General features: G+C 44.0%; 22 protein-coding genes. 9 read left to right on the forward strand and 13 right to left on the reverse strand.

Annotated elements, in window-relative coordinates; translation table 11 throughout:
* Positions 1 to 210, forward strand: coding sequence for a (Na+)-NQR maturation NqrM (gene nqrM, locus L3V27_RS00875; protein ID WP_005392671.1), 210 nt, complete (start codon positions 1 to 3; stop codon positions 208 to 210).
* On the opposite strand, the gene L3V27_RS00880 is transcribed toward nqrM, so the two are convergent.
* Positions 188 to 982, reverse strand: coding sequence for a phosphotransferase (locus L3V27_RS00880; protein WP_237310741.1), 795 nt, complete (start codon positions 980 to 982; stop codon positions 188 to 190). The two genes, nqrM and L3V27_RS00880, sit on opposite strands and share 23 nt — an antisense overlap.
* 210 nt (positions 983 to 1192) lie before the next feature.
* On the opposite strand from L3V27_RS00880, the gene L3V27_RS00885 reads away from it, so the two are divergent.
* On the forward strand, positions 1193 to 1387 hold the full coding sequence (locus L3V27_RS00885) for a hypothetical protein (RefSeq protein ID WP_005392673.1): 195 nt from the start codon (positions 1193 to 1195) through the stop codon (positions 1385 to 1387).
* Between the two features lie 71 nt (positions 1388 to 1458).
* Here the strand turns inward: L3V27_RS00885 and fusA are convergent, their stop codons facing one another.
* The 5 genes from fusA to L3V27_RS00910 all read right to left on the reverse strand — a co-directional run bounded on the left by fusA (position 1459) and on the right by L3V27_RS00910 (position 8156).
* Positions 1459 to 3483, reverse strand: coding sequence for an elongation factor G (fusA, locus tag L3V27_RS00890; RefSeq protein WP_237310743.1), 2025 nt, complete (start codon positions 3481 to 3483; stop codon positions 1459 to 1461).
* A gap of 293 nt (positions 3484 to 3776) precedes the next feature.
* Complete coding sequence (gene dgcA / locus L3V27_RS00895; RefSeq protein ID WP_237310745.1) at positions 3777 to 4769, reverse strand: N-acetyl-D-Glu racemase DgcA; 993 nt, start codon at positions 4767 to 4769, stop codon at positions 3777 to 3779.
* Between the two features lie 50 nt (positions 4770 to 4819).
* Complete coding sequence (gene dgcN, locus L3V27_RS00900) at positions 4820 to 5824, reverse strand: N-acetyltransferase DgcN (protein WP_237311543.1); 1005 nt, start codon at positions 5822 to 5824, stop codon at positions 4820 to 4822.
* A gap of 101 nt (positions 5825 to 5925) precedes the next feature.
* On the reverse strand, positions 5926 to 6807 hold the full coding sequence (locus L3V27_RS00905) for a LysR family transcriptional regulator (protein ID WP_237310746.1): 882 nt from the start codon (positions 6805 to 6807) through the stop codon (positions 5926 to 5928).
* Positions 6808 to 6947: 140 nt separating this feature from the next.
* On the reverse strand, positions 6948 to 8156 hold the full coding sequence (locus L3V27_RS00910; RefSeq protein WP_237310747.1) for an MFS transporter: 1209 nt from the start codon (positions 8154 to 8156) through the stop codon (positions 6948 to 6950).
* A gap of 201 nt (positions 8157 to 8357) precedes the next feature.
* Here L3V27_RS00910 and soxR point away from each other — a divergent pair, with 201 nt between their 5' ends.
* The gene (gene soxR, locus L3V27_RS00915; RefSeq protein ID WP_005392679.1) at positions 8358 to 8789 is read left to right on the forward strand and encodes a redox-sensitive transcriptional activator SoxR; all 432 of its coding nucleotides are present in this window, start codon (positions 8358 to 8360) and stop codon (positions 8787 to 8789) included.
* 9 nt (positions 8790 to 8798) lie between these two features.
* On the opposite strand, the gene L3V27_RS00920 is transcribed toward soxR, so the two are convergent.
* Positions 8799 to 9194: a DUF2391 family protein gene (locus L3V27_RS00920; RefSeq protein ID WP_005373896.1), complete on the reverse strand. Its 396-nt coding sequence runs from the start codon at positions 9192 to 9194 to the stop codon at positions 8799 to 8801.
* A gap of 13 nt (positions 9195 to 9207) precedes the next feature.
* A complete protein-coding gene (locus L3V27_RS00925; RefSeq protein WP_172605937.1) occupies positions 9208 to 10053 on the reverse strand; it encodes a tetratricopeptide repeat protein in 846 nt (281 codons plus the stop codon).
* 200 nt (positions 10054 to 10253) lie between these two features.
* On the opposite strand from L3V27_RS00925, the gene L3V27_RS00930 reads away from it, so the two are divergent.
* Positions 10254 to 10724, forward strand: a complete 471-nt coding sequence (locus L3V27_RS00930; RefSeq protein ID WP_237310748.1) for an ASCH domain-containing protein — start codon at positions 10254 to 10256, stop codon at positions 10722 to 10724.
* Between the two features lie 50 nt (positions 10725 to 10774).
* Here L3V27_RS00930 and L3V27_RS00935 read toward each other — a convergent pair whose 3' ends face one another.
* Positions 10775 to 11362: a class I SAM-dependent methyltransferase gene (locus L3V27_RS00935; RefSeq protein ID WP_237310749.1), complete on the reverse strand. Its 588-nt coding sequence runs from the start codon at positions 11360 to 11362 to the stop codon at positions 10775 to 10777.
* A gap of 90 nt (positions 11363 to 11452) precedes the next feature.
* The gene (locus tag L3V27_RS00940; RefSeq protein ID WP_046873810.1) at positions 11453 to 12970 is read right to left on the reverse strand and encodes a phospholipase D family protein; all 1518 of its coding nucleotides are present in this window, start codon (positions 12968 to 12970) and stop codon (positions 11453 to 11455) included.
* A gap of 518 nt (positions 12971 to 13488) precedes the next feature.
* On the opposite strand from L3V27_RS00940, the gene L3V27_RS00945 reads away from it, so the two are divergent.
* The 5 genes from L3V27_RS00945 to L3V27_RS00965 all read left to right on the forward strand — a co-directional run bounded on the left by L3V27_RS00945 (position 13489) and on the right by L3V27_RS00965 (position 20888).
* A complete protein-coding gene (locus tag L3V27_RS00945; protein ID WP_237310750.1) occupies positions 13489 to 14646 on the forward strand; it encodes an efflux RND transporter periplasmic adaptor subunit in 1158 nt (385 codons plus the stop codon).
* Positions 14647 to 14659: 13 nt separating this feature from the next.
* On the forward strand, positions 14660 to 17812 hold the full coding sequence (locus L3V27_RS00950) for an efflux RND transporter permease subunit (protein ID WP_237310751.1): 3153 nt from the start codon (positions 14660 to 14662) through the stop codon (positions 17810 to 17812).
* A gap of 341 nt (positions 17813 to 18153) precedes the next feature.
* Positions 18154 to 18420: a hypothetical protein gene (locus L3V27_RS00955; RefSeq protein ID WP_046873807.1), complete on the forward strand. Its 267-nt coding sequence runs from the start codon at positions 18154 to 18156 to the stop codon at positions 18418 to 18420.
* Positions 18421 to 18829: 409 nt separating this feature from the next.
* Positions 18830 to 20050, forward strand: a complete 1221-nt coding sequence (locus tag L3V27_RS00960) for an alpha/beta hydrolase (protein ID WP_053808078.1) — start codon at positions 18830 to 18832, stop codon at positions 20048 to 20050.
* 4 nt (positions 20051 to 20054) lie between these two features.
* Complete coding sequence (locus tag L3V27_RS00965; protein ID WP_237310752.1) at positions 20055 to 20888, forward strand: DNAase; 834 nt, start codon at positions 20055 to 20057, stop codon at positions 20886 to 20888.
* Positions 20889 to 21421: 533 nt separating this feature from the next.
* On the opposite strand, the gene L3V27_RS00970 is transcribed toward L3V27_RS00965, so the two are convergent.
* From L3V27_RS00970 to L3V27_RS00980, 3 genes are read right to left on the reverse strand one after another with little or no spacing between them, the layout of a single operon-like run.
* Positions 21422 to 22081 carry an HAD family hydrolase gene (locus L3V27_RS00970; RefSeq protein WP_237310753.1) on the reverse strand — a complete coding sequence of 220 codons (660 nt, stop codon included), beginning with the start codon at positions 22079 to 22081 and terminating at the stop codon, positions 21422 to 21424.
* Between the two features lie 2 nt (positions 22082 to 22083).
* Complete coding sequence (locus L3V27_RS00975; protein WP_005373862.1) at positions 22084 to 23103, reverse strand: ABC transporter ATP-binding protein; 1020 nt, start codon at positions 23101 to 23103, stop codon at positions 22084 to 22086.
* Positions 23100 to 23888, reverse strand: coding sequence for an ABC transporter permease (locus tag L3V27_RS00980; protein WP_237310754.1), 789 nt, complete (start codon positions 23886 to 23888; stop codon positions 23100 to 23102). The genes L3V27_RS00975 and L3V27_RS00980 overlap by 4 nt, the downstream gene beginning before the upstream one ends.
* Positions 23889 to 23890 lie beyond the last annotated feature (2 nt).

Genomic DNA, 23890 nt, shown 5'->3' on the forward strand with positions numbered 1-23890 from the left:
ATGGTTTGGTTATTTACCTTTCTTGGTTTTCTCGCAATCATTTTGTTGATGTCGCTTGGCGTCATTTTCCACAACAAGCGTATTCAAGGGAGTTGTGGCGGATTGAATAATGTCGGTGTTGATAAGGTGTGCAATTGTGAAACCTCTTGTGCAGAGCCTGAAAGACGTTTGTATCAAATATCCGAACCTAACTCGTCATCTGAGCGCTAAGATCTTTTGCCCATTTCGGTAAGGTTTGTTTAAACCAGTCAATGTATTTACTGGTCTGCGGGTTCTGTCTCGAGACCAGTATGTTCACAACTTCTACCACCATCCACGTTTTAGCTATTGCAATCGTTCTTGCTAAATTACTCGCATCGCCTTGATTTGCAGTCTTGGTATAGGTATGTGCCACACCAAGATAATCTTCGAATGTGCCCATGCCCTTGACTAGTGGCGCTAAATCTATCGCGATATGCCCTGTCGAAAAACGTTCCCAGTCGAACAGCACCAAATCGCCATTATCTCGTCGCCCCCAGTTCCCGGCATTGGTGTCTCCAGAGATCAAATTTTTGGCGTTGAAAAGCGGGCCGGATTGCTCTTGTAGCTGATAAAAGAACCGCTCTGTTTTTGCGTCTAGTTTGAGCGTGCTTAAAGCTTGGGAAGTGGCTGGTTGTGTCCACTGATGAGGATGATAAACACCATTTGATGTCGGAGATAGTCTATGTATTTTAGCTAGTTGTTCTATCACGCGCGGCTCTTCAAGCAGGAATTCTTGATTGACAGAGTGCGAGATATACTCGATTCGTAACGTATTTTGTTGGTGATCGTAATCAATGAGCTCAGGTACAAGAATGCCAAGTTCATTGAATGGTTTAGCCTGGTGTTGATAAAAAGCGACCTCAACCTGTTCTACCTGTTGCTTTTCAATGAATGAAATGCCGTGTTTTTCTACCAGATAAACTTTGGCACTGCCCATCTGGTTAAGCTCTTGCTTTGACATGAGACATCCTGTCTTTTGATGGTGGAACCTTCACTTACCTTAAACGCGAAAGGTGTGTGCTCCAAGAATACTTAAAGAGAACATTGAAACAAAATAATGCAATGGTTTGAGTATAAAATTGTCGCTAGTGTCTAAATTTTACACAGTGGCTTTTACGCATCGTTAACCACGTTCTACGCTTAATATTCGATTTAAACAAGGAGAACCAATATGGCTGTAATAAAGCAGGATATTCCAAATCGTGTAACGGTTTATCATGACAATGTCGATCAAGAACAAGAGCTGAAAAATGCGATGCTGCCAGAGAAACCGCGCTACTTTAACGGTGCTCCGACTTACAAAGCGAACAGCATCGAAGAGTTTGAAAATAAAATCAGTCAGATCGGTTTGTCTCTCGATAAATAAATTTTAATTTACCTAAAAGCGCCCTCATTTTGAGGGCGCTTTTTTATTTGATTGATTTGAATCGTAGGGAATTAATCTTGTTGAGCACTGCCTTGGCAGACTTGTTTTTGCACTGCTGGTGGCGCGGGCTCGTAATGGCTTAAAGTCATACTAAAACTGCCTTCACCACCCGTGATAGCTCGCAATCGACGAGCGTAATCTTGCAACTCGTTTACTGGCGATTTGGCTTTCAACAACGTGAATTGGCTATCAATCGGTTCGGTGCCTTCTATTAATCCTCGATTACCTGACAAATCCCCAGACACGTCACCGACGTTTGTGGTTGGGACGTGTAACTCCATTTGGACAATGGGCTCTAACACAATAGGATCAGCGTTGTTGATCGCGTCTAAAAAGGCTTTCTTACCTGCGATGACAAACGCAATTTCTTTTGAATCGACAGAGTGATATTTACCGTCATAAACGGTGACTTCCACATCCTTGATTGGGTTGCCAGAAATCGCCCCTTCTTCGAGTACTTGTAAAATACCTTTTTCGATCGCGGGAATAAGCGCGGTTGGAATGGCGCCACCCACCACTTTGTTGATGAACTTAAATCCGGCGCCACGTTCGAGTGGACGAACCTTCAATTGCACTTCACCAAACTGGCCTGCACCGCCACTTTGTTTTTTGTGTCGATAATGCCCTTCGGCAGGTTTGGTGATGGTTTCAAAGTATTCGACGCTTGGTTGGCAGGTTTCGACGTCCAGCTTGTACACGTTCGCCATCTTTTCTAATGCGACTTTGAGGTGAAACTCCCCTTGGCCGCTGATGATGGTTTCGTTGGTGCGAGCGCGATGTTCGATGCGCAGCGAAGGATCTTCACTGGCAATTTTATTCAGCATATCTCCTAATTTTTGCTCATCTCCACGCTTAAGAGGCTTCAAGCACAAAGAATACATGGAGTCAGGAAGGTCCAACGTTTTGAGTTGAACACCATCTTCTTCGTGAGAGTCATGAACGATTGAATCGAATTCGAGATCATCCACTTTGGCTAAAACGCAGAAGTCGCCTGCAAGCGCACGAGGGATCTCGGTTCTATCTTTGCCCTGCAGTTGATATAAGTGCCCAACTTTAAATGCCTTGTTGCTTTCGCCAATATAAAGCTGGCTGCCCGCATTGATTTCACCCTGATACACACGTAAGTAGGCAAGTTTTCCCATATATGGGTCGACGCTGACTTTGTACACGTGTGCGACGGTGTGCTCTAAGGTTTCGCAATTTACTTTGATTTTTTTGCCGTTCTTTTCCAATAGAGGAGGGTTACCTTCGTTTGGCATGGGCATGATCTCCGCCAAGGTACGAAGCAGAAGCTCGACGCCCGCGCCGGTTTGTGCAGAGACAAAACAGACCGGAATCACATGTCCAGTTCTCAGTGCTTCTTCAAACGGATCATGCAGTTGCTCTGCGGTGAGTTCGGAACCTTGTTCCAGATACAGTTCCATCAGTTCTTCATCGACTTCGATAACTTGGTCAATCAAGGTCTCATGAGCTTCATCTACCGTTGCAAGTAAGGTTTCTCGTCCCAATTCTGGTTCGAAATAGCAGTCAACTACAGATTCCCCGTCAGCCGAAGGTAAGTTGATCGGTAAGCAGTGGTCACCAAAATGCTCAACGATGTTCTCCATCAATCTCTCTAACTGATGACCGTGGTTATCGAGCTTATTGATGATGATCATCTGACATTTTTGCTGCTCTTTAGCAAAGGTAAATAAGCGATCGGAAGTTTGGTTTAGTGGGGTTTGAGGGTCGATGACAAGGGCGGATGTTTCAACGGCAGGAAAGACGCTGATCGTACGGCCAAGTAACTCGTTTTGTCCCGGAGTGTCGATGATATTGAGCCGGTGTTTATTCCAGCGCAGTGCGACTGGCGTTGCTTCAATACTGTGTTGATATTGGATGGATTGAGGGTCGAAGTCGGTAACGGTATCGCCTTTTTCTACGCTGCCTAAATGGTGCGTGGCATCGCAGGTGAAGAGCAGTTTTTCTATCAGCGTGGTTTTACCGGTCCCGGTTTGGCCGACAAAAGCGATATTGCGTATTTTGTTGATAGGCATAGAGCCTCCTTGCAAGATGGCGTGAAAAACCTACGAATTGCTAGGAAGTGGGTTGCTATAGAAACCCACGCACTGCATTGGAGTAGGGCGGGATTACCGCCTATTCGTCTTCCATGTCATTTTCCGGATGACTCGATGCATAAGACCACCTTCTTGGACTACTGTAATCTTAGCATGCCGTAATAACCGTATAATTTATGTGACTTATTTCATGATGGGGCTGATTGTTTTTTAATCGAGATCATAAACTCAGAGGTTCTGACTTTTCGATCAAAACCTCTGGATTGTTTAGGCTATTTGGAAAGAACGATTTCGCCGTCGCGATAAACTAAGCTCGGCGTTACATCTTGTCCGAGCAACACCGGGCCATCAAGATCGACAACGCTTGCCTGAGCAGCAATGGGTAACGCAGCACGCATCGCAAGCGACGTCCCCAACATACAACCGGACATGAGGCTAAAACCGAGTTTTTTTGCATCGTCGGCCAGCAATAATGCTTCACTGAGCCCGCCCGTTTTATCTAGCTTAATATTCACCATTTCATATTTTCCAACCAGTTGATGCAATTGCTCTCTGGTGTGACAACTTTCATCGGCGCAAAGTGGAATGTGGTGCGGAATGCTGGCGAGTACGTCGTCGCAGTCTTGTGGCAACGGTTGCTCGATCATGGTGATATTAAACGGTTCGAGTTGATCAAATACCGTAGCGAGGTCGAGGTTTTGCCATGCTTCATTCGCATCTAAGACAATTTGCGTGTGCGGTGCGGCGTCACGCACTGCTGCAACGCGCTCAATCACGTGTTCACCATCCAGTTTTACCTTAAGCAGTTTTGCGCTTTGGCTAAGGTAAGCTTGCGCCTGTTTTGCCATCGCTTGCGGCGTATCGATAGAAACCGTCATCGCCGTCACAATCGCCTCAGGTAACGTAAAGAGGTCGTGAACTTGTTGCTTGTGGCTCAAAAGCGCAAGAAGATGCCAAAGGGCGCAATCCAACGCATTTCTTGCCGCTCCTGCGGGCAATAATGATTGAAGCTGGCTTTTGAGAGCCATCACATCAGCGTCACCTTTGGCGTACAAACTTTGCAGTTCATGCGCGGCGTGAGAAATCGCCTTAATTACCGATTCAACTGATTCACCATAACGAGGGTATGGCGTGCATTCTCCTTGGGCGATCATGCCTCGATGTTCAATTGTCACGCGGACTACGTGGCACTCTGTCCGACTGCCGCGAGAGATGCGAAATGGTGTCGCCATAGCAATCGTGACGGGTTCTACATGAATTTTCATCTCACTAGTTTTCCCTAAACCGCAGTTATTTTCTAAACCGTAAATGTTTCTTAAATTGTAAGGAGCCTATCTGCAACCGCATCAACGCCAAAACGTACAGGGTCGGTGACGGGCACTTGGTGTTTGTCGCTCCAATCCTGGCATAACTGGGCTGCATCTTCTTCGCTGATCGCCGAAGTGTTTAAGCAAATACCCACTAATTGAGCGTTTGGATTTGTTAGGCGAGCAGCGGCCAGATTCGCTTCTATCGTTTGTTCAATGGTTGGCAAGCTCGCATGTGGTAAGTTGCGGATGTGCGGGCGACCAATCTCATGGCACAGTACCAGAGCGTCCGCTTGTGCGCCGTGAAGTAAGCCCAAACTTACGCCAGCAAACGAAGGGTTAAATAACGAACCTTGCCCTTCGATGATGTCCCAATCGTGGTCGGTGAAGTCGGGGCTGATCGCTTCTACTGCGCCGGAGATAAAATCGGCAACTACGGCATCAATCGAAATGCCACTGCCTGCGATGAGAATTCCAGTTTGACCCGTTGCTTTGAACTCTGCGCGACAGTTTTTACGCTTTAATGTGTGTTCAATGGCGAGGGCAGAGTACATTTTGCCAACGGAGCAATCTGTTCCTACAGTAAGTACTCGCTTGCCTGCGCGAGCTTTGCCATTGCCGACCTTGAGCGGGGCATCATAATGGCGAACATCATACAGTTTGGTTAATCCGCGTTGTTCTAGATCGGCAAGAGGAGCAAATTCCGCCAAACGTTGGTGCATGCCCGATGCAATTTCAAATCCCATTTCTGCCGCTTCAAGTAAGGTTGCTTGCCAAGCTTCGGGAATGACGCCTCCTGGATTTGCCGTGCCGAGCACCAGTGTTTTTGCTCCTTGCTGCTGCGCTTGTTGCAGTGTCATGTCGGTTAAACTAAGCGATACGGTTTCTGGCGTCAGGCGGATTTGGCCAAGACAAATCTCAGGTCGCCATTGGTATATGCCACGCGCGGTTTTTGCTGCGAGTGGATCGGTTACATCGCCAAGAAAGAGTAGGTAAGGTTGAGCAATTTGCATGATGGTTCCCTTCGTCATCGTTATTGCTCATTAATGTAGCCAGACTGATTTAGGAAACCGAATGCTTATTTGTTAGGCAGATATAACTTCAGGTTATACCTTTAAACCATCTGTTGTTTTAGGGCGGTGATAAACTGCTTTGTCGCAATGGATTGAGGAGTGTGCTCTGCAAATAAAATAGAGACAGAGAAGGACATGTTTGGCTCCAAAGCATGCACGGAGACGGCATCATCTTGGCGATATTGTTTTGCAGTCCATGGATCGACAATGGCGAATCCTGCTTGGTGTTTCACCAGTTCAGCCGCTGCGGAGTAGCTGCGTACGGTGATGGCATGTTGATAATGCTCGTCACGCGCTGACAAGGTTTGATGCAACAGCAAGCCCAGAGGGTCTCGACTATCTAAACCGATAATGGGTAAATCGTGACTGATGAGTTCTTCTAAAATGACGGTCTTTTCTACGGGTATCGCTGCGCTTTTAGGAGCGATCAGTGCTAAGTTTTCTTTCAATAATACGTGCCCCATGATCGCTGGTGGTGTTTCTTCACCGAACGCGATGGCGACATCCAATTCATGTTTCAGCAACCCGGAGCACAGCTCATCGCGATTGGCCGTTAAGAGCTCAAAGGAGATGCCGTGCTCTTTCGACAACAACGCGACAGTCGGCGCTAACAAGTGTGCGGCCAAAACAGGCGGGGCACCGACTCGTAAATGTTGAGTTCCCTGTTTGACTTTGTTGGTCAGAGAGCGAAATTGTCCGAGTTGTTGATAGACCTTTTCTGCCTCTGGCAATAAGGCTTTGGCTTCTTGAGTGGGAACGAGACGCCCCTTTACACGCTCAAATAAAGCGAAGCTCAGTTGTTGTTCTGTATGGGCGAGAACTCGAGTGACATTAGGTTGGGAAACGTGCAGTAAGCGAGCAGCACCAGACACCGTTCCTGCTTGCATAACGGCGTAAAAGACTTCCAATTGTCTTAAGTTCACTGCGATTTCCTTCTGCTCATGTTGGTCGCCTCAGAATACCCAACCTTGCTGATGAGCGATAGAGGAAAAAAGTGCTGGTGTAGAAAATTAGGAAGACGATGTTGGTCGTCTTCCTTTTCGTCATCTCTATTTATACCGCTTTACTTTGCAGCCGCATGAACGGGCAGATCGTTAAACGGCTCGACGTCTCGGCTGAGTAATCCCATCAAAACCACTGCTAACACCATGACAACAGCTGCTATTGCAAAACCGTATTGTGTTAGCTCGTAATGACTCAACATCGCGATTAACACGTAACTGAGAGATTGAATGGTGGTGGCAAACATGCTGATGCCGCCATCGACGCGACCTCGTTGATGAACCGCTACGGTGTGATGCATCCAGTTGACTCTTGCAATGCGATTTAGCGCGTTAAACACACCAAACAGAGCCGTAAACAATAAGATGGTCAGCGGGCTTATCGCAAAACTCATTCCGATAAACGCTAGAGATACCATGACCATCGAAGCAAACATAATGTGGCTATGGGAGGCGCGACTCAGCACTTTGGTGACAATGAAACCTGTTAGTAACGAGCCGAGACCAAAACTGATGTTGAATCCTGCAAACCAATCGCCAGAGATGCCTTGTTCAGAAAACCAAATCGGCACCAATTTGCTCAAATACGTCAATGCAGGATAAGAGAGGCAAGAGAGCAGAATAAAGCCATAAAAGCGGGGTTCGAGACGGAATATGTGTTTGCTCTCTTTGAGTTGTGCGATGAAAGCAACGGACTTTGATGCCCTTAATTGTTGGGTATACGGCGTCAGAATATAAAACATCGCCGCTAAAGCGGATGCGCTGGCCGCAAACAAAGCAAACTCTTTCATTCCCCACATTTCAAGCAAAACAATACCCAACGCACCAGCTCCTAGGGTCGTGGATTGCATTACAATTTCTTGCTGACCCGAAATTTTTGCGTATTCGTGATGCTGATAATTTTCTTGAGTGAAGGCGTTGTTGGTCGTCCATGCAAAGTTACTCGAAACCCAATACACCAATTGCGCAAAAGCCAGCAGCCAGTGGGACTCAAACCCTAACCAATAAGCAATGAACACCACCAAAGCCATTCCCGATTGAATCCATTGATTGAGTACGAGGAGTGCTTTGCGTGAGTGTCGGTCAACTAAAGTGGAAAAGAAAGGCGTTGCCAGAAAAGAAATCGCGGTGCAGCTCAGAGAAACTAAAGCGACGAATGTGCCCATTTTGGGCTCGGAAAGCATGACCCATGGCAGTGCCATCATGAACAAGCCAGATGAGATACTGTCAAAGAAGCGGCCAGCTAAGTACGGCTGAGTTTTATTTTTCATTATGTTTGCCTCAAGTTCCCTTTGAATTTCAAAACGTTGACTTATAACGGTGCTGTGTTTGTCGACCAACTTGTTCATTCCGAACGCATTATTTCGAGACCATCTGGGTTTAGCGTTAATTAAGATGGTGCAACTTTAAAACGTCAAGTAAACTTGAGGTAAAGCATTTTTTTAACAAAATTGATACACAGGGAGTCAAGGATGGAAATCAGCGTAGGAGAAGTGGCAAAACGTTCTGGAGTGAAAGTATCTGCCCTACATTTTTACGAGCAAAAAGGACTGATTTCGAGCTGGAGAAATCAAGGTAATCAGCGCCGCTACCACCGCAGCGTTTTGCGCCGTGTTGCGGTGATTAAAGCGGCGCAGCAAGTGGGGTTGTCGTTAGAAGAAATCAAACATGCGCTAGATGAGCTGCCGAAACATCAAGCGCCAAACAAACAGCAATGGGAAGTCATGGCGAGCCATTGGCATGAACAGTTGGAGCAAAAAATTCAAAAGCTCAAAGCCCTGCAAAACGATTTGGGCGGATGCATTGGCTGCGGGTGTTTGTCGTTAGAAACCTGCGCACTGCGAAACCCAGAAGATGTGTTAGGCAAAGACCACTCGGGTTCTAACTTAACGTTAGAAGAGTAGGTGTTATTCCTATTCTTTGTCGAAACTGTCCACCACGATCGCGCCCATTGACGCCGGCATTGTGATGACGATGACCCGTTTTATCGCAACCAAAGGCTCATTCATTAGTGGCAGCTTATCAAGACAGAAAAGAACTAACGCCACCACAACGGCCGCAATGAGGTACGCGATAACCACACGAAAAATAAAAATGGATACGCGATTTTTGATGTGGCTTTGGAACACGCTTTGATAGGCGAAAAAACTGAGGAAAATGACAGAAAGGCTTAACAGCATGAGCAGGTTTGCCATTGGCAAGCTTTCACCCAGTCGCCACGCCTCTTCAGAAAAAGAGATGGGTACGGCGAGGGCAAAAGCGCCAACCAACACTTGGCTGGCGTCTTCTAAGTTAAAGTGACTACTCATGCTGCTCATTCCATTATTCGTTTGCTAGGTGTAAGAGCTTTTCAAAGCGCTCGTTACCATGCAGCAATTCGAGGTCTCGCTCTTCGGCAAGCAAGTCACGAATAGATGGGCTGTATTCAATAGCGCGTTCCAAGTCTTCAATGGCTTGCTCTTCAATGCCAAGACGAGAGTATGCACAAGCTCGTTGATACAGTGCAGGACCATTGGTGTAATCGACTTCAAGTACGCGGTTACAGATGCTTAGTGCCCAGTGGTATTCGTTGATTTCCATCGCGGCGTCTGCTTTGTAAGTCAACGCTTCTAAATCACCTGGGCGAATCAGCAAGATCTCATCATAGATTTCAATACGTTGCTCTGGTGTTTGTGAGCTTTGCGCACGCAACCATAAGTTATGGATCTCGTTGATTTTCTCAATTTCTTTATTGTTTTCACTGATAATGCGAGTTTTGCGTTTTAAATCTCGCTCAAGGGCGACAAATTTCTTCTCGTATTCTTGGGCGATCTTTTCTAATCGTTTATCCGCCATCTCTTTGGTGTTGTGTTTAAACTCACGCAGAGATTGCCAGCCTACAAAGGCGATCAGCGATGCGACACCTGCGATGATGTAGAAGAAGTAGGTTACGGTCACGTTGGCATAGTTCAACGATTTATCCGCAACCGTCAGCTCGCGATCGGTGATCTCTGTGATCATTCGTTTTTCTAGGCTCTGATAGTCCTGACGCAGTGCTTTTAGCTCATCTAAAATATAGCGTTCCATTAATGGTCTATCTAACAGATCCGATTCTGAATACTTTTCGTCCGATGCCATTGTCGGCAAGGCAAGTATCAGCGAGAAAAAAATACTAATAAATAAGCGCATAAAACGTCCTTTCACGAGAAGAGTACAGATAGACCATGCAACAATAGCAAATAGCACAAACGTTTAGCAAAGTTATTACAAAAGAAATAATTGTCGTCTACGTAAAAGTCATATTCTTGTTGTTTTTCAGTTTGTTCCTTGTGGTTATTTGTCGAGATATCTTTTATTCTCCTTGCGAATTTATGATTAATGGAGTGAGCATGGACGCGCGAGCTAAGGATTACTTAGAGCAGTATCTAAAAGTATTATCACCAGAACAAAGAGCAGCCGTACCATCAGTTAGTGCTGACTATTATTGTGCCGATGAATACAACGCCAACGTATGCGCCGATTTGGTTCGAATTGGACAGAAAACCGCCTCTTGCAGTATGGAGCTTTGGTATCGAGAGCATGGCGAAAGCATGCCACAAGTGGGTCATTTACAAGTCGTCATGAATTGGAACGGGGACCCCGTTTGTGTAATACGAATTACTGATGTCAGCACATGCAAATATGAGGATGTAACCGCAGAGTTTGCCTACGCAGAAGGCGAAGGTGATAGAACCTTAAACTGGTGGCGTGACGCGCATACTGCATTTTTTAAAGCTGAATGCGATGAGTTGAACATAGATTGGCATGAGAAACGTACGCTAGTTTTGGAACGTTTTGAAGTGGTGTATCCAGTCAATTAATCGCTGATAGCAGCACTGATTTGAAGTGCTGCTTTCTTGAGAGACCGCTTTTAGCGCTTGCGAGCGGTCACACTAAACATGTGCCAGTGTTTTGGGCTTCCGACTACTGTGGTTCCGTCTTCATCTCTTTCATTCAATGAAATGAGTTCGTAATCCGCGAATAAACTTTCCACTTCCTTTTTCGTTAATGCGGTAATGTTCGGATGCATTTCTGATGCAACCCAGGAGTCTTTTACTCCTAAGAAATCACCGCAAAAGATACCGCCAGGTTGTAAGGCACTGTCTATTTTGGTCCAAACTTGCTCAAAGCCTTCGTCCGGGCAAAAGAACAAACTGGCATTCGCGATAACCAGGCTGCATTGAGGGTAGTCAAACTCAGTAAAACAGCACTGTGAAATTGAGAAACGCTTCTGGCCTTCAAAGCGTGTTAAACAAGTTTTTACTGCATCTCCATGGCTATCAAATGCGTGAACGTTAAACCCCTGTTCGAGGAGGAAATGACTGTCTCGACCTATTCCGCAGCCAATATCAAGAGCGACTTTGCTCTCGAGTTTCAGTAGGTTTACGGCATTTTCTACGTTTGGGCGGTGAGGTTGGTTTAAAATTTTCTGATAGTACTCGTTCCATTGTGCTGACATTGAACTTCCTTGTATTTATTGTGTTTCCCCAAATCTAGTGTCCATTCTTGTATTGCTTTATCGGGGGAGGTTTTGAAATATTGGCAATTGTTATAGCTGATCTTCAATTGGCAATATGCCGGAGAACCAAGCGCCCATTTTTCGCCATACTCCGGCCTCTGGTTCAGAATCATATTCTTTGCCTGTTTTTATGTCAGTCCAGACAATGTCTCCGTCGCGTAGAGTTAAGGCATAGGCGTTATTCGACAATTGATTCGGCAGTTGTTCTAGAAACATTTGCACATATTCTGGCTGTTCGATAACAACGGCCATTTCGGTATTCAAAGCGGCTGAACGTGGGTCCCAGTTCATCGAGCCAACAAACAGAGTTTTGTCATCAATCGTCATTGCTTTTGCGTGTAAACTTGCTCTGCTGCTCCCCGTTAGGCTCCACTTGCTTTTGAGTTTCGCGCTCGCTTTTACTTCCCATAGCTTGACCCCAGCTTCGAGTAGGTCTGTTCGATATTTTGCGTACCAACCATGCACGGCAAACACGTCGTTAGAGGCGAGACTATTGGTTACTATCGTGATATCAACACCTCGCTTGGCCGCGTTACTCAATGCTTGAGTGCCGACTTCGGTTGGGACGAAATAGGGGGAGATAAGAACAAATGAATGTTCAACACTTTTAACCAGCTCCGTTAAATTATCAATAAGTTGGCTCTCTCGGGTCGCAACTTTATCGGGTAAGTCAAACCATACTTTTGCTTCTCCCCAGTAGAGCTTGAGATTGCCTTGTTTGAGAGCTTGGTACATATCCAGTTTAGTGAAGTCATAACGGCCGGTTGAGAACTTTTCCTCTAGCTGGAGTTTGTCGACCTGCTTTTGAATCGCCAGGTCGGTAATTTGTTGTGAGTCCGGTGTTATCCATTCCATTGGTATCGCATAGGCGCTATTCCAATAGAGGTCGAATTGATCTGCAGTTTGTTGTACCGCCTCACCGTAGAGCAGTAGATCAAAATCACCAAATTCGACCTGTGATTCGAAAGAAAAGTATTCATTGCCGATATTCCTACCCCCGACAATGGCAGAAACACTGTCTGCAATCAGAGATTTATTGTGCATACGGCGATTAAGACGTTCAAAGTCACTGGCAAGTGCGAACCAGCGGGAGTCGCGATACTGATGCGGATTGAATAAGCGGATTTCGATATTAGGATGTGCATTGAGGGCAGCCATCACGTCATCGTTTCGCTTTTGCATATCGTCAAGCAACAGCCTTACTCGGACTCCACGCTTTGCAGCTTCATACAAGCGCCACGTTATTAGCTGACTCGTTTCGTCACCACGGTAAATATAGTATTGAAGATCAAGGCTTTTTTGTGCGGACTCGATTAGAGAGGTGCGAGCAAGAAGGGCATCGTGTCCTTGATTTAAAGGAGAAAAGCCAGTGATTGACTTTGGGTCTTTCCCGTAAGCTTCAAAGTACTGTGCAAGCACAGAGTCACCTTGATACCCAAGTTGGAAGCTAGTGGATTTTTCACTGGGATCGTTCAATGACACGGATGAACATGCCGATAAAATTGTGAATAAAGAAGGGAAGAGCAGCTTAGCGAGTGTATGTAACAAAGTACATTTCCTTGTCTTACAGAGTGTTACTTATCAGAAATTATAGACCTAAGTTTCCGCAGCGTGCATCCAACAAGGTTGGATAACGGGCTATTAATCAATGAATTGTCATGTTCTCGGGATTAAGTTCACCTTTTTGAACGCAGATAATCATTTATTTTAATTATGATTGTGTCTGAATTGGTCATAATCACTAATATCTGGTGATTATGACCAATAGCACACTGGTTAAAATAGTTGAGTAATAATAACTATTTGAATTTTAATAAATAAATGCCTGGCACGTCCCTTGCTATTTAAAAGAAGAGTTAAGTCAGGGCAAGTTGCGAAGTTGGTTAATTTTTTGTTAATTTTATTAACTTTGAATTGGCAATAACTCTGTAGTTAGCAACCGAAAAAGCAAGGTACGCGCTGCTTTGACGTCTATTCAAATGTAATTCCCTCACCATCATGCTTACAGGGAGTCAAAGATTTAATAAAAGCATGGTGATGAAAACAACAATAAAAAAGGATTTTCGATGTTAGCAAAACCCGTATTACGTTGGCTTTTACCTTTCGTTGTCGTTGGTGGCTCTTATGCAGGATATGCCGCAATCGCCGCGACAGCTCCGGAAAAAGAGTCAACTAAAGATGCCATTACAGAGCCTACCGTTCAGGCTTCTTCTCTTTTTCCTACCGATCATAAAGTGGTGATAACCAGCCATGGTGAGTTAGTCCCTTTTGAAAAAACACACCTTTCCGCGCAAGTCAGTGGTGAAGTGATAAGTTGGCACCCTAATTTTGTAACGGGTGGGATCGTGAAACGAGGAGAAGTGCTGTTCACGATTGAAAGTGACAACTACGAAGCGTCGGTTTTGCAAGCCGAAGCCAATTTAGCTAGCGCACGTGCGAGCTTGATTGAGGAGCAAGCCAAAGCGGAAGTGGCAAAACGCCAGGCCAAGAGACTGAGCGATAAGCAAGTGACAGACCTGTATTTACGTAAGCCTCAGGTTTTGAGCGCGCAAGCGCAAGTGAAGTCGGCTCAAGCGGCACTCAAACGAGCAAAAAGAGATTTAGAAAATTGCAAAGTCGTTGCACCTTACGATGCGCTGGTTGTTGAGCGTGACATTGGTGTTGGTCAATTTGTCACATCTGGCTCTCGAGTTGCAACGCTAAATAACATTGAAGTGGCGGAGGTGCATGTACCAATTGCCGGTTTTGATAGTGCATTTTTACCCGAATCCATTGGTGAGCTCACTGCGACAGTAACGCAGCAAGGTGTGTTTTCTACCACTAGAGAAGGTCGAGTGGTTCGTGATTTAGGCATGATTGATAGCGCTACCCGAATGATTAACATGGTCATTCAAATCGCTGACCCATATGGTATTGATAATCAGCAGCCTCCAATTAAATTTGGCTCCTACGTTGAAGTGAGCTTCACAGGTAAGGAGCTAAAGCATATCTATCGCCTGCCACAGGAATTAGTCAAAAATCGCACGGTATGGGTAGTGAATGGTGAGAATCAACTTCAACCTCGGACGGTAACGGTCTTGAGAGCAGAAGGTGAGTTTTTACTCGTGGGGGATGGCTTAGAGCAAAGTGATAAGCTGGTACTTACCTTGCCGGAGTACCCTCAAAAAGGCATGGCGGTACAAATCGCAAAAAAGAGTGACGACTCCGAAACCGTCGTACAGTAAGTAGGAGTTTGTCATGGAAGATACTAAACAAAAGGGCTTAATTGCCTATTTTGCGAATAACCCCGTCGCTGCCAATCTTTTGATGGTGTTCATCATCATCATGGGTGTGGTGAGTTTTCTCTTTATTCAAAGGCAGATGTTTCCGAACATTGAGGTGAACTACATTGATGTTCGTGCGACTTATCCTGGCGCTTCACCTCAAGAAATTGAAGAAAGTATTCTCGTTAAGGTTGAGGAATCGATTAAAGATGTCACCGGGATTAAAAAAACGGTCTCAACGGCCTCTAGAGGTAGCGCGTATGTCTCTATCGAGGTAGACGTTAATGCTGATATCAAGCGTGTCTTGGATGATGTAAATCAACGCATTGATACTTTATCCAACTTACCTGCCGGTATGGAACCGATCAATGTCTACCAAGTTGAGTGGCGTCAAGATGTGATAGAAATGGGGTTAGTTGGGGACCGACCGCTTGAAGAGCTCAAACCCATTGCTAAGCAAGTCGAGGATGAATTACTTCAACTCAAAAATGTCATGTTGGTGTATTTGAGTGCACCAGAGGAAGAGATAGCGATTGAAGTTGATCCACTTGTTCTTCGTAAATACGACTTGACGTTGAGCGATATCAGCAGAGCGATCAGTCGTTATTCTGCCAACTTTTCTGCGGGTGAAGTCAAAACAAACTCAGGGATGATCGCAGTAAGGATTGAAAATCAGTACTATCGTGGTGATGAATTTAGGAATATTCCTGTAAAGCTTGGCGCAAATGGTGCGAAGGTTTTACTGCAAGATATCGCCACGATCAAAGATGGCTTTACGGAAGAAGAGCGCTACTTTGAATACTCAGGGCAAAATGCGATCTACATGTCTGTTGAAGCGACTCGTGATCAGAACATTATCCCTGTTGCCGAGTCTGTTCGTAATTATATCGAAGCAAAAAATAAGACATTGCCGCAGGACGTTAAGCTCAAAGTCTTAGTGGATACGACCTATTATTTAAATGGTCGTCTCGACATGATGTTGAAAAACTTGCTGCAAGGCGCTGCTCTAGTGGCGATTATGCTGACCATTTTCTTGCGCTTTCGCTTGGCAATGTGGGTAATGATTGGGCTGCCAGTGTGTTTTCTTGGCGCGGTGATGATGATGCCTGCATTAGGGATCACGGTAAACATCGTATCTCTTTTTGCCTTCATCATGGTGCTCGGTATTGTGGTCGATGACGCCATCGTGATGGGAGAGAGCGCCTACAGCGAAATTGAAGAAAAAGGCGGTGGCGTCGAAAATGTGGTTCGCGGTGTCAAACGTGTTGCCACGCCAGCTACTTTTGGCGTTTTAACCACAATTGCCGTGTTTGCCCCTTTCTTGTTGTCTAGCGGTATTGACAGTGCTTTCTTCTATGGTATCGCGGGCGTTGTGATTCTTTGTTTGATCTTCAGTTTGATTGAATCGAAGTTAATCCTTCCTGCTCACCTCGCACATACTCACTTTAAGCCAGTTAAACCTGGTGGCTGGCGTGACCGATTTAACCAACGTTTTTTTGGCTTTGTAAACGGTACGTATCGTAACTTTGTCACGACATGTACGCATTGGCGCTGGACCGTGTTTGCTGTGTTTTGCGGTTTACTGCTGATCAGCGCGGCTTTGATCAACTCGAACTATGTTCGGGTGATCCCTAACCCTAAAGTGCCTACTGACTATCCTGCGATCACTATTGAAATGAACGATACCGTTTCAAGCGAGCAAACAATCAGTGCTCTTAAGACCATCGAACGAGTGATGCAAAAAATTGAATCTGAGACCACCGCAGAACATGGTCAAGGCATGATTCGTGATGTGCTTTCGTACAACAGAAGCCGCACCGAAGGCCGTGTTTTGGTGCCATTGGTTGATGAGGAATTACGCCCGTTCAATACATTTGAACTTGCTCGACGTTGGCGTGAAGCTATGCCAGTTATTCCTGGAATGAAGAGCATCAAAATCCGCGAGCAGAGCGCGGGTGGCGGTGACAGAGATGAGTTTGGTTACTTGCTGTTTGGTTCTAATATTAATGAATTGAACGAGGCTGGGCGTTACTTGATAGAGCGTTTACAGCAGGAAGAAGGGTTATACGATATTTCATCTTCTATTGATTCAGGAAGCAAAGAAGTGCTCCTTTCTCTTGCGCCTGTAGCGTACGATCTCGGACTGGATCTCACAATGATCGCAGAGCAAGTGGGTGGCAGCTTCTACGGTGGTGAAGCACAGCGTCTTATTCGTGATGGTGAAGAAATCAAAGTTATGGTGCGTTACCCGCAACTGACACGTGAAGCATTTTCATCATTACGTTACGCTGTGATTACCACGCCAGCAGGTAAGAAGGTCATGCTGGGTGATGTGGTGAAGATCAACGAGCAGCCGGGCGTGAGTAGCATTCGACGTGAAGGCGGGTATCAAACCGTTTATGTCTATGGTTCGATAGACGAAGAATTGGTTGAACCTCAAGAAATCGTGAAGGTCATTGACGACAATATCTTACCGGACATGAAGCAAGTCTTCCCGAGTGTGAAAACGGAATTGGGTGGTGATATTGAAGAGCAGGCAGCGCAGCGTAATGAACAGATTCTGTTCTTTATTGCAGGCATGATCATCGTCTACATCTTGTTAGCCGTACCGTTAAAAAGTTACACCCAACCTTTGATTGTAATGTCAGTCATTCCATTTAGTCTGACGGGGGCGATTTGGGGCCACTTCTGGCTAGGTTTGGATATCAGTATGATGTCGACATTTGGTTTGATCGCCGCTGCTGGCGTGGTTATCAACGACTCTCTAGTTATGACAGACTACGTAAACCAAGTGAGAGAAAAGGGTATGAACATCAAACAAGCGGTGGTTGAAGCGGGCTGTGCACGCTTTCGAGCGATCACGCTCACCTCAATAACGACGTTTGCGGGTGTATTGCCGATTATGTTTGAAACGAGCTTGCAGGCGCGTTTTGTCATACCAATGGCTGTAGCTTTGGGCTTTGCGGTGTTGTACGCAACGGTTCTGACTTTAGTGCTGGTGCCTTGTTTGTATTTAATGCTTGAAGATATTAAAAATATTTTCAGATCGATTAAGGGGCTTCTTCATCGCTTTATCAATCGTTTCAGAAAGTCGCCAGTGACGTCGAGCGTTGAAGTAAATATATAGAGTTAACAAGCTTGATGTTAACGATTAGGAGCAGCCTTCGGGCTGCTTTTTTATTTCTGTATTTTGATTCAAAGCAGTTCTAGAGTGGGTTGTTACGTAATTTATTCGATGAAAGAACAGCGAGAAAATCTCCTGATAAACTATTCTTTTTATGAATGCTTTTTCGTGTTTAATTCTCTTGGTTAATTTAACACTTGGTTAGCGAAATTTACCAGATGGAGATAATGATGAATATATGGATTTATTTAAGTTATTGAAAAATAACAAAATAAAAGTTGGCATCGTATGTGCAATATATAAATTGTAACTAAAACGAACTGCTAATCCTCAAGGAGCTTATTATGAAAAGCGTATTTCTATCTACTCTAAGTCTTATTGTTGTAATGTCATCACCAATCGCTGCTGCTAACACTTTAGACAAAGAGGAGTGGAGCTCAGATTTACGTCAGGACTTTTCTGAAATGAAGCATGAAGCTGTAGCAGATATTCAGCAAATGAATATGGATGCCATCCACGCACGCGATGAGCGTATCGTGAAAAACATTAAAGATGAGCAAGAACAGTTAGTAAAGGTAACGTGCCACAAAGAGAAAGCAAGCAAGTCATAACCGCCGATAAAGAGACTAACAGACGAAAATGAATCCAATACGAGTTTAGTGCTAGTTAGCAGTAAGCACTGACCTTGTTGCTCTACTTGCCAGCCTTTTAAGGCTGGCTTTTTTGTTAAAGGTATACTGTATAATTAGTATCTATGGGTACGTTCCCCCAATAATTGGTAGTTCATGATTAAATGTCTCTTGTTTCAAACGTGACTTAAGGCACTTAACCTTCGTATCAATAGGTGTATATATCTAGTGATTTATCATCGAGATGGGGATGAATGTAATTTTTAAAATTGTTGATTTCATTAAATTGGAGGCGATGCTATATATTTGAAATTCAGAAAGATCTAGTCTCCTTGTTGACCTTAATAATACCTTAGTATATGCCTCACTTTTATTTGAAGAGGGATTCGTAATGACTTGGGAGTTTATTGAAAGGAAAGAGGCTTTTGATTATATTGGGCTAAGTAATAAGTCGGTTAATGAGATTGAACAATTCTTACATGGAAGAGTGAGACTTTCAGCTACACTCTTTAGCAATAAAAAACTATACTTATCAAGACAATCCCTCATCATGCTTGCGTCTCTGAATGAATATGATCAGAAGCAAGTTGTCAAAGAAATGTATTTTCTTTCATCTAACCCAAGCACACCGTCTGTAGTTAGACACAAACGTAATCCATTGCTTCGAATATTTCGAACTAGGTATCCCTTCAAAAACTATCATTATTTATTAACTTGTATCCTTAGAGACGGGAAAGTTGTAATTCATGATATAGCTTTTGATCGACAATTGCATGGTAAGTCTATTTTTAAGCATTCACATCAAAGAACCCAAATGTATCATGTGAAGAAAGAAACAGGTAAAAATGGTGAGTATAATGGGGTGCAGAACAATGACGAAGCAAAGTTATTGTTGGCTGAGTGGGACCACACTAAAGCTCAAGTAACTCATCAAGTCAATACGCTTCATGCTACGGTAAATGGAATGCTGAATGATTATGAGAAAGCGGCGACACTGATGGGAGTACATACGCAGGTGGCATATAAAGAAGATAAGCCAACAGAGTATACGTTGTTTCACAACCCTTCTGATAATGCGAAGCTGGATCTTATTGAATGTGTTTATGACAAAACTCGTTTTACTTCGCACAATGCTCAACACCTAGCAGCAGTAATGAAACAATGTGCAGAGCAGGGTAAACAAGTGAAATGGACAGTACATAGTCAAGGTGCCATTATTTTTAACTCTGCGCTTGAATATGTAAGGAAAAAGAATCCGAGCTTAAAACTATTGAATCAACAAGTTGTGGTGCACGCAGGAGGGGCCAATACAACGAAGATTGGAAAAAACGCACAGCAGCTTGGTTTGAAGATAAACTACAATAAAACCCGAACGAATCCCTTTGATATTGTCCCAAATATTGCTGCGAGACAAACTCCATTATCGGCAAGTAGTCTCGTTCGTTGTTGTAAATTCTTGGGATTGGTGATGAATGGAGAGGTCACAGAGAGCCCACATACATTACCCTATTTTGGTGTTGAATCCTATCGACGACAACTGATGATGTCTGGTACTAATATGGCTAGTAAACGTTTAAAAGATATTGATGCATATTTAAAGAATAAGAGTTAGAAATATGGGCCTTATTAAAACTTGTAAAGATGGCTTTCGAGGAAAGCCAGATTTTTCAAACTTGCTACATAATGTATTCCAGATAGATGACTTCGTATTGTCATTTGAGTGTCCGAACAATATATATGAAGGGCATGTATACCAAGATCTTGTGGAGTTAAAACAATTCGATGTTGACTCAAAAGAAGAACGGCATGAAAAGTTAATAAAATTGGCTTCTATTTACTTCTCATTTCAAAAAAAAATATTAAACCCTCTATTACCTATAAATAAACAAGGTGGTTTATATATTAGGCTAAGGATCAAGTCTGCCAATGAGAATATTAGATCTGTCAATCAATTATCTTCATTCATAGAAAAAGAGTATGTGGAGTTTTATCATGCTCTAGAGTCTCCTGAAGGATCTAAGAAAGGAGATCATACAGAGATGATGAATGATGCTAACGATTACGCAAATCATCGCTGGGGATTAGAGCCGATAAACGAAGAAAAAAAGAGAGCGAAAGAAGAGTTTCTCGTAGGAGAGTTTCTTCGCAGCTACCCCCCAATTAAATGCCAGGCTATTGATGTTGGAGAGAAAACGTACTCAAAATACGTAGAAGGTAACTTGGAGTATAAGAGGGACTATCGAAGAGTTTACAATTTGCATATCAAAAATGAGTTTTACTTTAGTATCGAGTTTTTATACGAAATCGAGCCTATGTTTGCTCAAAAAAAGTTTTTAGATTGGGTGAGAAGTGCTGATGAAACCTTTGAGAAAAAGGTGTTAGAGTTACTAGAGTTGTCTCCGCTTGTTGATTCGTATACTACCTCCAAGGTAGAGAGATTGACCAAATAGAATTGATCCTGTGCGCTCTGACTTTCAACTTAAAGAAAAAAGCCCGCAAAGAATTTCCTCTGCGGGCGTAATAAAGGGCACCAAATTGGGTGTCTATTCATTTTGGAGGTGGTCGAACGTCCATATAAAACTGACAATAGGCTTGGTGAGAGGCTTACCACCAGCGCGACCAACGGAGCTAAAGTTAACATTGTTGCAATGATTGTTAAAATGTTAATTCTTAAATCAATGTTTTCATTATCGTTAGTCTGGATTGTGAATATGTTGTTCTATTGTTCCTGGAATGCTTGACTGTCGAATTTGAATACATCATGAGATATAGATGACCATTTCTTTATCCATTTTGGTTATATAAATCTTGTCATATCACACTGCTAAATCTTCATTATTTTTAATAATTCGACATGGCTTACGCCATTTTGTTACTGGTGTGTTTGTTTTTCGATGGTCTCAAATTTGAGTTCACGTATAACCAGACAATTAAAGGAAAAGAGCAGCAGTTATCTGCCCTTTATTGCTATAAAGACTGAAGGCTAATTCCAATGTAATAGCGTCCAATTTGATCGATTCGCGTGTTCTTTTAGTTGTGGGCATGGATTTACCAGGTAAGCGTAGTCTGCGTATTCACAAAGCGGTAAATCGTTGATTGAATCGGTATAGAAATGGATTTCAGAATAAGGCTCAGGCTGATTTTCTAGCCACTGTTTTAAGCGCGTGACTTTACCTTCACGATAACTAGGGACACCGTCGATTTCAGCAGTATAACGGTTGTCTTTCTCGATTAAATCGATGCCGAGTGCGGTTGGAATATTAAGACGGCGACCAACGGCTTCCACCAAAAAAGTGACGCTGGCAGAGATGATAACCATATCTATACCATCACGAGACAGTTGCTCAATCAGGGTTTTGGCTTGAGGAAACTGTTTAGCCAGAATATGGCTTTCAACACATTCTTCAACCAAGGCGTTTACTTCTTCAATCGGCATGTTTTCTAGTGGCTTCATGGAGAATGCTAGGTAATCTTCCATGTCCATTTTGCCTTCAGAGTATAAGGCCATTAGACGCTGATCTTCCTTAATAAATAAAGGATCAGTCGCGATGCCTCTCTCAACCATAAACTCGTTCCAAATCATTGCGCAGTCAGCGTTTATTAGGGTTTCATCCATATCAAAAACATACAAAGGTTTGGACATGTTTAGGCTCTCACTGGTTGAATTTCGTTTAGGTTAAAGAGTAGCTCTAGTTGGCTGCCATTCGCTAGTAAGCGTTCTGAAGAGCGGTTAAGCAAGTCAACAGTGAGCTCACACTCTTCAACGTTCACTTGGTAGCGAATAACATTACCTAGAAGCTGGTGGTTGGTGATCGTACCTACTTGTGGCGCTGAGATGTGGCTATCATATTGACGACCTTGCTCTTTTACATATATAGACTCTGGGCGAATCGCTACTTTCCATTCGGTATCAATGTTGAAGAGTTGCTTGGCTTTATTGGCCTCTACAAGGTTGTAGTGTCCCATGAAACCGGCCACAAACTCGTTAGCAGGATGAGTATAAATTTCTTCAGGTGTTCCTGCTTGAACAATTTCCCCTTTACTCATTAGGAAGATACGATCAGACATAATCATCGCCTCTTCTTGGTCATGAGTTACGAAGATAGTGGTGAGATTCATCTCTTTCTGAATATCTCGGATTTGCTGACGAAGATGTTTGCGGATTTTGGCATCAAGCGCAGAAAGTGGTTCATCAAGCAATAATATACGAGGTTTCACCACCAACGCTCGGGCGAGAGCGACACGCTGGCGCTGACCGCCAGAAAGTTGATGTGGATAGTGTTTTTCTTTACCTGCCAGATCCACCAGTTTGATGACTTTAGCCACTTCACGTCGAATATCATCATTCGCAAGCTTTTTCATTTTTAAGCCAAATGCAATGTTGCCTTCGACGGTCATATTGGGAAACAGCGCATACGATTGAAAGACCATCCCAATACCACGCTCTTGCGGGACTTGATGCGTGATATCTTCTCCGTTAACCCAAATCTCGCCCCCATCGACAGGGTTAAGCCCTGCAAGGCTGCGAAGTAGCGTCGATTTACCACAACCGCTAGGGCCCAAAAGCGTAATGAATTCACCTTGCTCGATGTTAAAGTGAATGTCCTCAAATACGGTGTTATCACCAAAACGTTTAGTCAGATTTTTCGCTGTTACGTAGCTCATTGTTTGACTCCTCGGCTGAAACGACTTGCCAACCAAGTCAGGAAAAAAATAAATAGGAAGTAGGTCATCACTAAGGCAGACGTAAAGTGGCCGCTCGTCTGACGCATGTTATACAAGTAGATTTGCAGGGTTTCATAACGTGTGCCAACTAAAATATTGGCGAACACAAACTCTCCCAACAGAAATGAAAATGAAAGGAAAAGCGATGCCATCAGCCCTTTCTTGAGGTTAGGTAAAATGACTATCAAGAACGCTTTGGTTGTGCTTGCCCCTAGTAAGTGTGCCGCGTCCATTAAATCATTGAGGTTAATTGCTTCGAAGCTATTGGAAATCGCACGATACATGAACGGTAACGCGATGGTGAAGTAAGTGCCTATTAAAATCCAAGGGGTACCGATAAGAGATATTTCACTGTCAGCATAAAGTTGAAGCAAGCCGACGGACGACACGACTGGTGGTACAGCGAATGGTAGCAAAATCAATACGTTCATGAGCTTATCGAGCTTCGGAAAGTAGTAAAACACCACGAATATCGCTGGCAGAACCAGAAGCACACTGAGGGTTAGCGAAGCAATACAAATAAACAGCGAACGCCCAAACGCTTGCAAGAAACGTGGGTCGGTCAGCAATTTAACGTACCAATCAAAAGTGAAACCATCCGGAAGCACCGTGGCGCCCCAGCGTGATGAAAGCGAATAGACAAAGGTCGCTAAAATCGGGATGAGCATGATCCCAACAATGGAATAAACCACCGTTTTATGGAATCGAGTATTAACGTTGTGCATGA

This window comes from Vibrio sp. J2-3(2022), from assembly GCF_021725735.1.
In the GTDB taxonomy this organism is placed as follows: Bacteria; Pseudomonadota; Gammaproteobacteria; order Enterobacterales; family Vibrionaceae; genus Vibrio; species Vibrio diabolicus.

Coding starts and splice junctions, on each gene's coding strand:
- L3V27_RS00880 (WP_237310741.1), bottom strand. CDS start 982: ATGTCAAAGCAAGAGCTTAACCAGATGGGCAGTGCCAAAGTTTATCTG.
- L3V27_RS00975 (WP_005373862.1), bottom strand. CDS start 23,103: ATGAGCTACGTAACAGCGAAAAATCTGACTAAACGTTTTGGTGATAAC.
- L3V27_RS00945 (WP_237310750.1), top strand. CDS start 13,489: ATGTTAGCAAAACCCGTATTACGTTGGCTTTTACCTTTCGTTGTCGTT.
- L3V27_RS00970 (WP_237310753.1), bottom strand. CDS start 22,081: ATGTCCAAACCTTTGTATGTTTTTGATATGGATGAAACCCTAATAAAC.
- L3V27_RS00935 (WP_237310749.1), bottom strand. CDS start 11,362: ATGTCAGCACAATGGAACGAGTACTATCAGAAAATTTTAAACCAACCT.
- L3V27_RS00965 (WP_237310752.1), top strand. CDS start 20,055: ATGGGCCTTATTAAAACTTGTAAAGATGGCTTTCGAGGAAAGCCAGAT.
- soxR (WP_005392679.1), top strand. CDS start 8,358: ATGGAAATCAGCGTAGGAGAAGTGGCAAAACGTTCTGGAGTGAAAGTA.
- L3V27_RS00960 (WP_053808078.1), top strand. CDS start 18,830: ATGACTTGGGAGTTTATTGAAAGGAAAGAGGCTTTTGATTATATTGGG.
- dgcA (WP_237310745.1), bottom strand. CDS start 4,769: ATGAAAATTCATGTAGAACCCGTCACGATTGCTATGGCGACACCATTT.
- nqrM (WP_005392671.1), top strand. CDS start 1: ATGGTTTGGTTATTTACCTTTCTTGGTTTTCTCGCAATCATTTTGTTG.
- L3V27_RS00980 (WP_237310754.1), bottom strand. CDS start 23,888: ATGCACAACGTTAATACTCGATTCCATAAAACGGTGGTTTATTCCATT.
- L3V27_RS00920 (WP_005373896.1), bottom strand. CDS start 9,194: ATGAGTAGTCACTTTAACTTAGAAGACGCCAGCCAAGTGTTGGTTGGC.
- L3V27_RS00930 (WP_237310748.1), top strand. CDS start 10,254: ATGGACGCGCGAGCTAAGGATTACTTAGAGCAGTATCTAAAAGTATTA.
- L3V27_RS00955 (WP_046873807.1), top strand. CDS start 18,154: ATGAAAAGCGTATTTCTATCTACTCTAAGTCTTATTGTTGTAATGTCA.
- fusA (WP_237310743.1), bottom strand. CDS start 3,483: ATGCCTATCAACAAAATACGCAATATCGCTTTTGTCGGCCAAACCGGG.
- L3V27_RS00925 (WP_172605937.1), bottom strand. CDS start 10,053: ATGCGCTTATTTATTAGTATTTTTTTCTCGCTGATACTTGCCTTGCCG.
- L3V27_RS00910 (WP_237310747.1), bottom strand. CDS start 8,156: ATGAAAAATAAAACTCAGCCGTACTTAGCTGGCCGCTTCTTTGACAGT.
- L3V27_RS00950 (WP_237310751.1), top strand. CDS start 14,660: ATGGAAGATACTAAACAAAAGGGCTTAATTGCCTATTTTGCGAATAAC.
- L3V27_RS00885 (WP_005392673.1), top strand. CDS start 1,193: ATGGCTGTAATAAAGCAGGATATTCCAAATCGTGTAACGGTTTATCAT.
- dgcN (WP_237311543.1), bottom strand. CDS start 5,824: ATGCAAATTGCTCAACCTTACCTACTCTTTCTTGGCGATGTAACCGAT.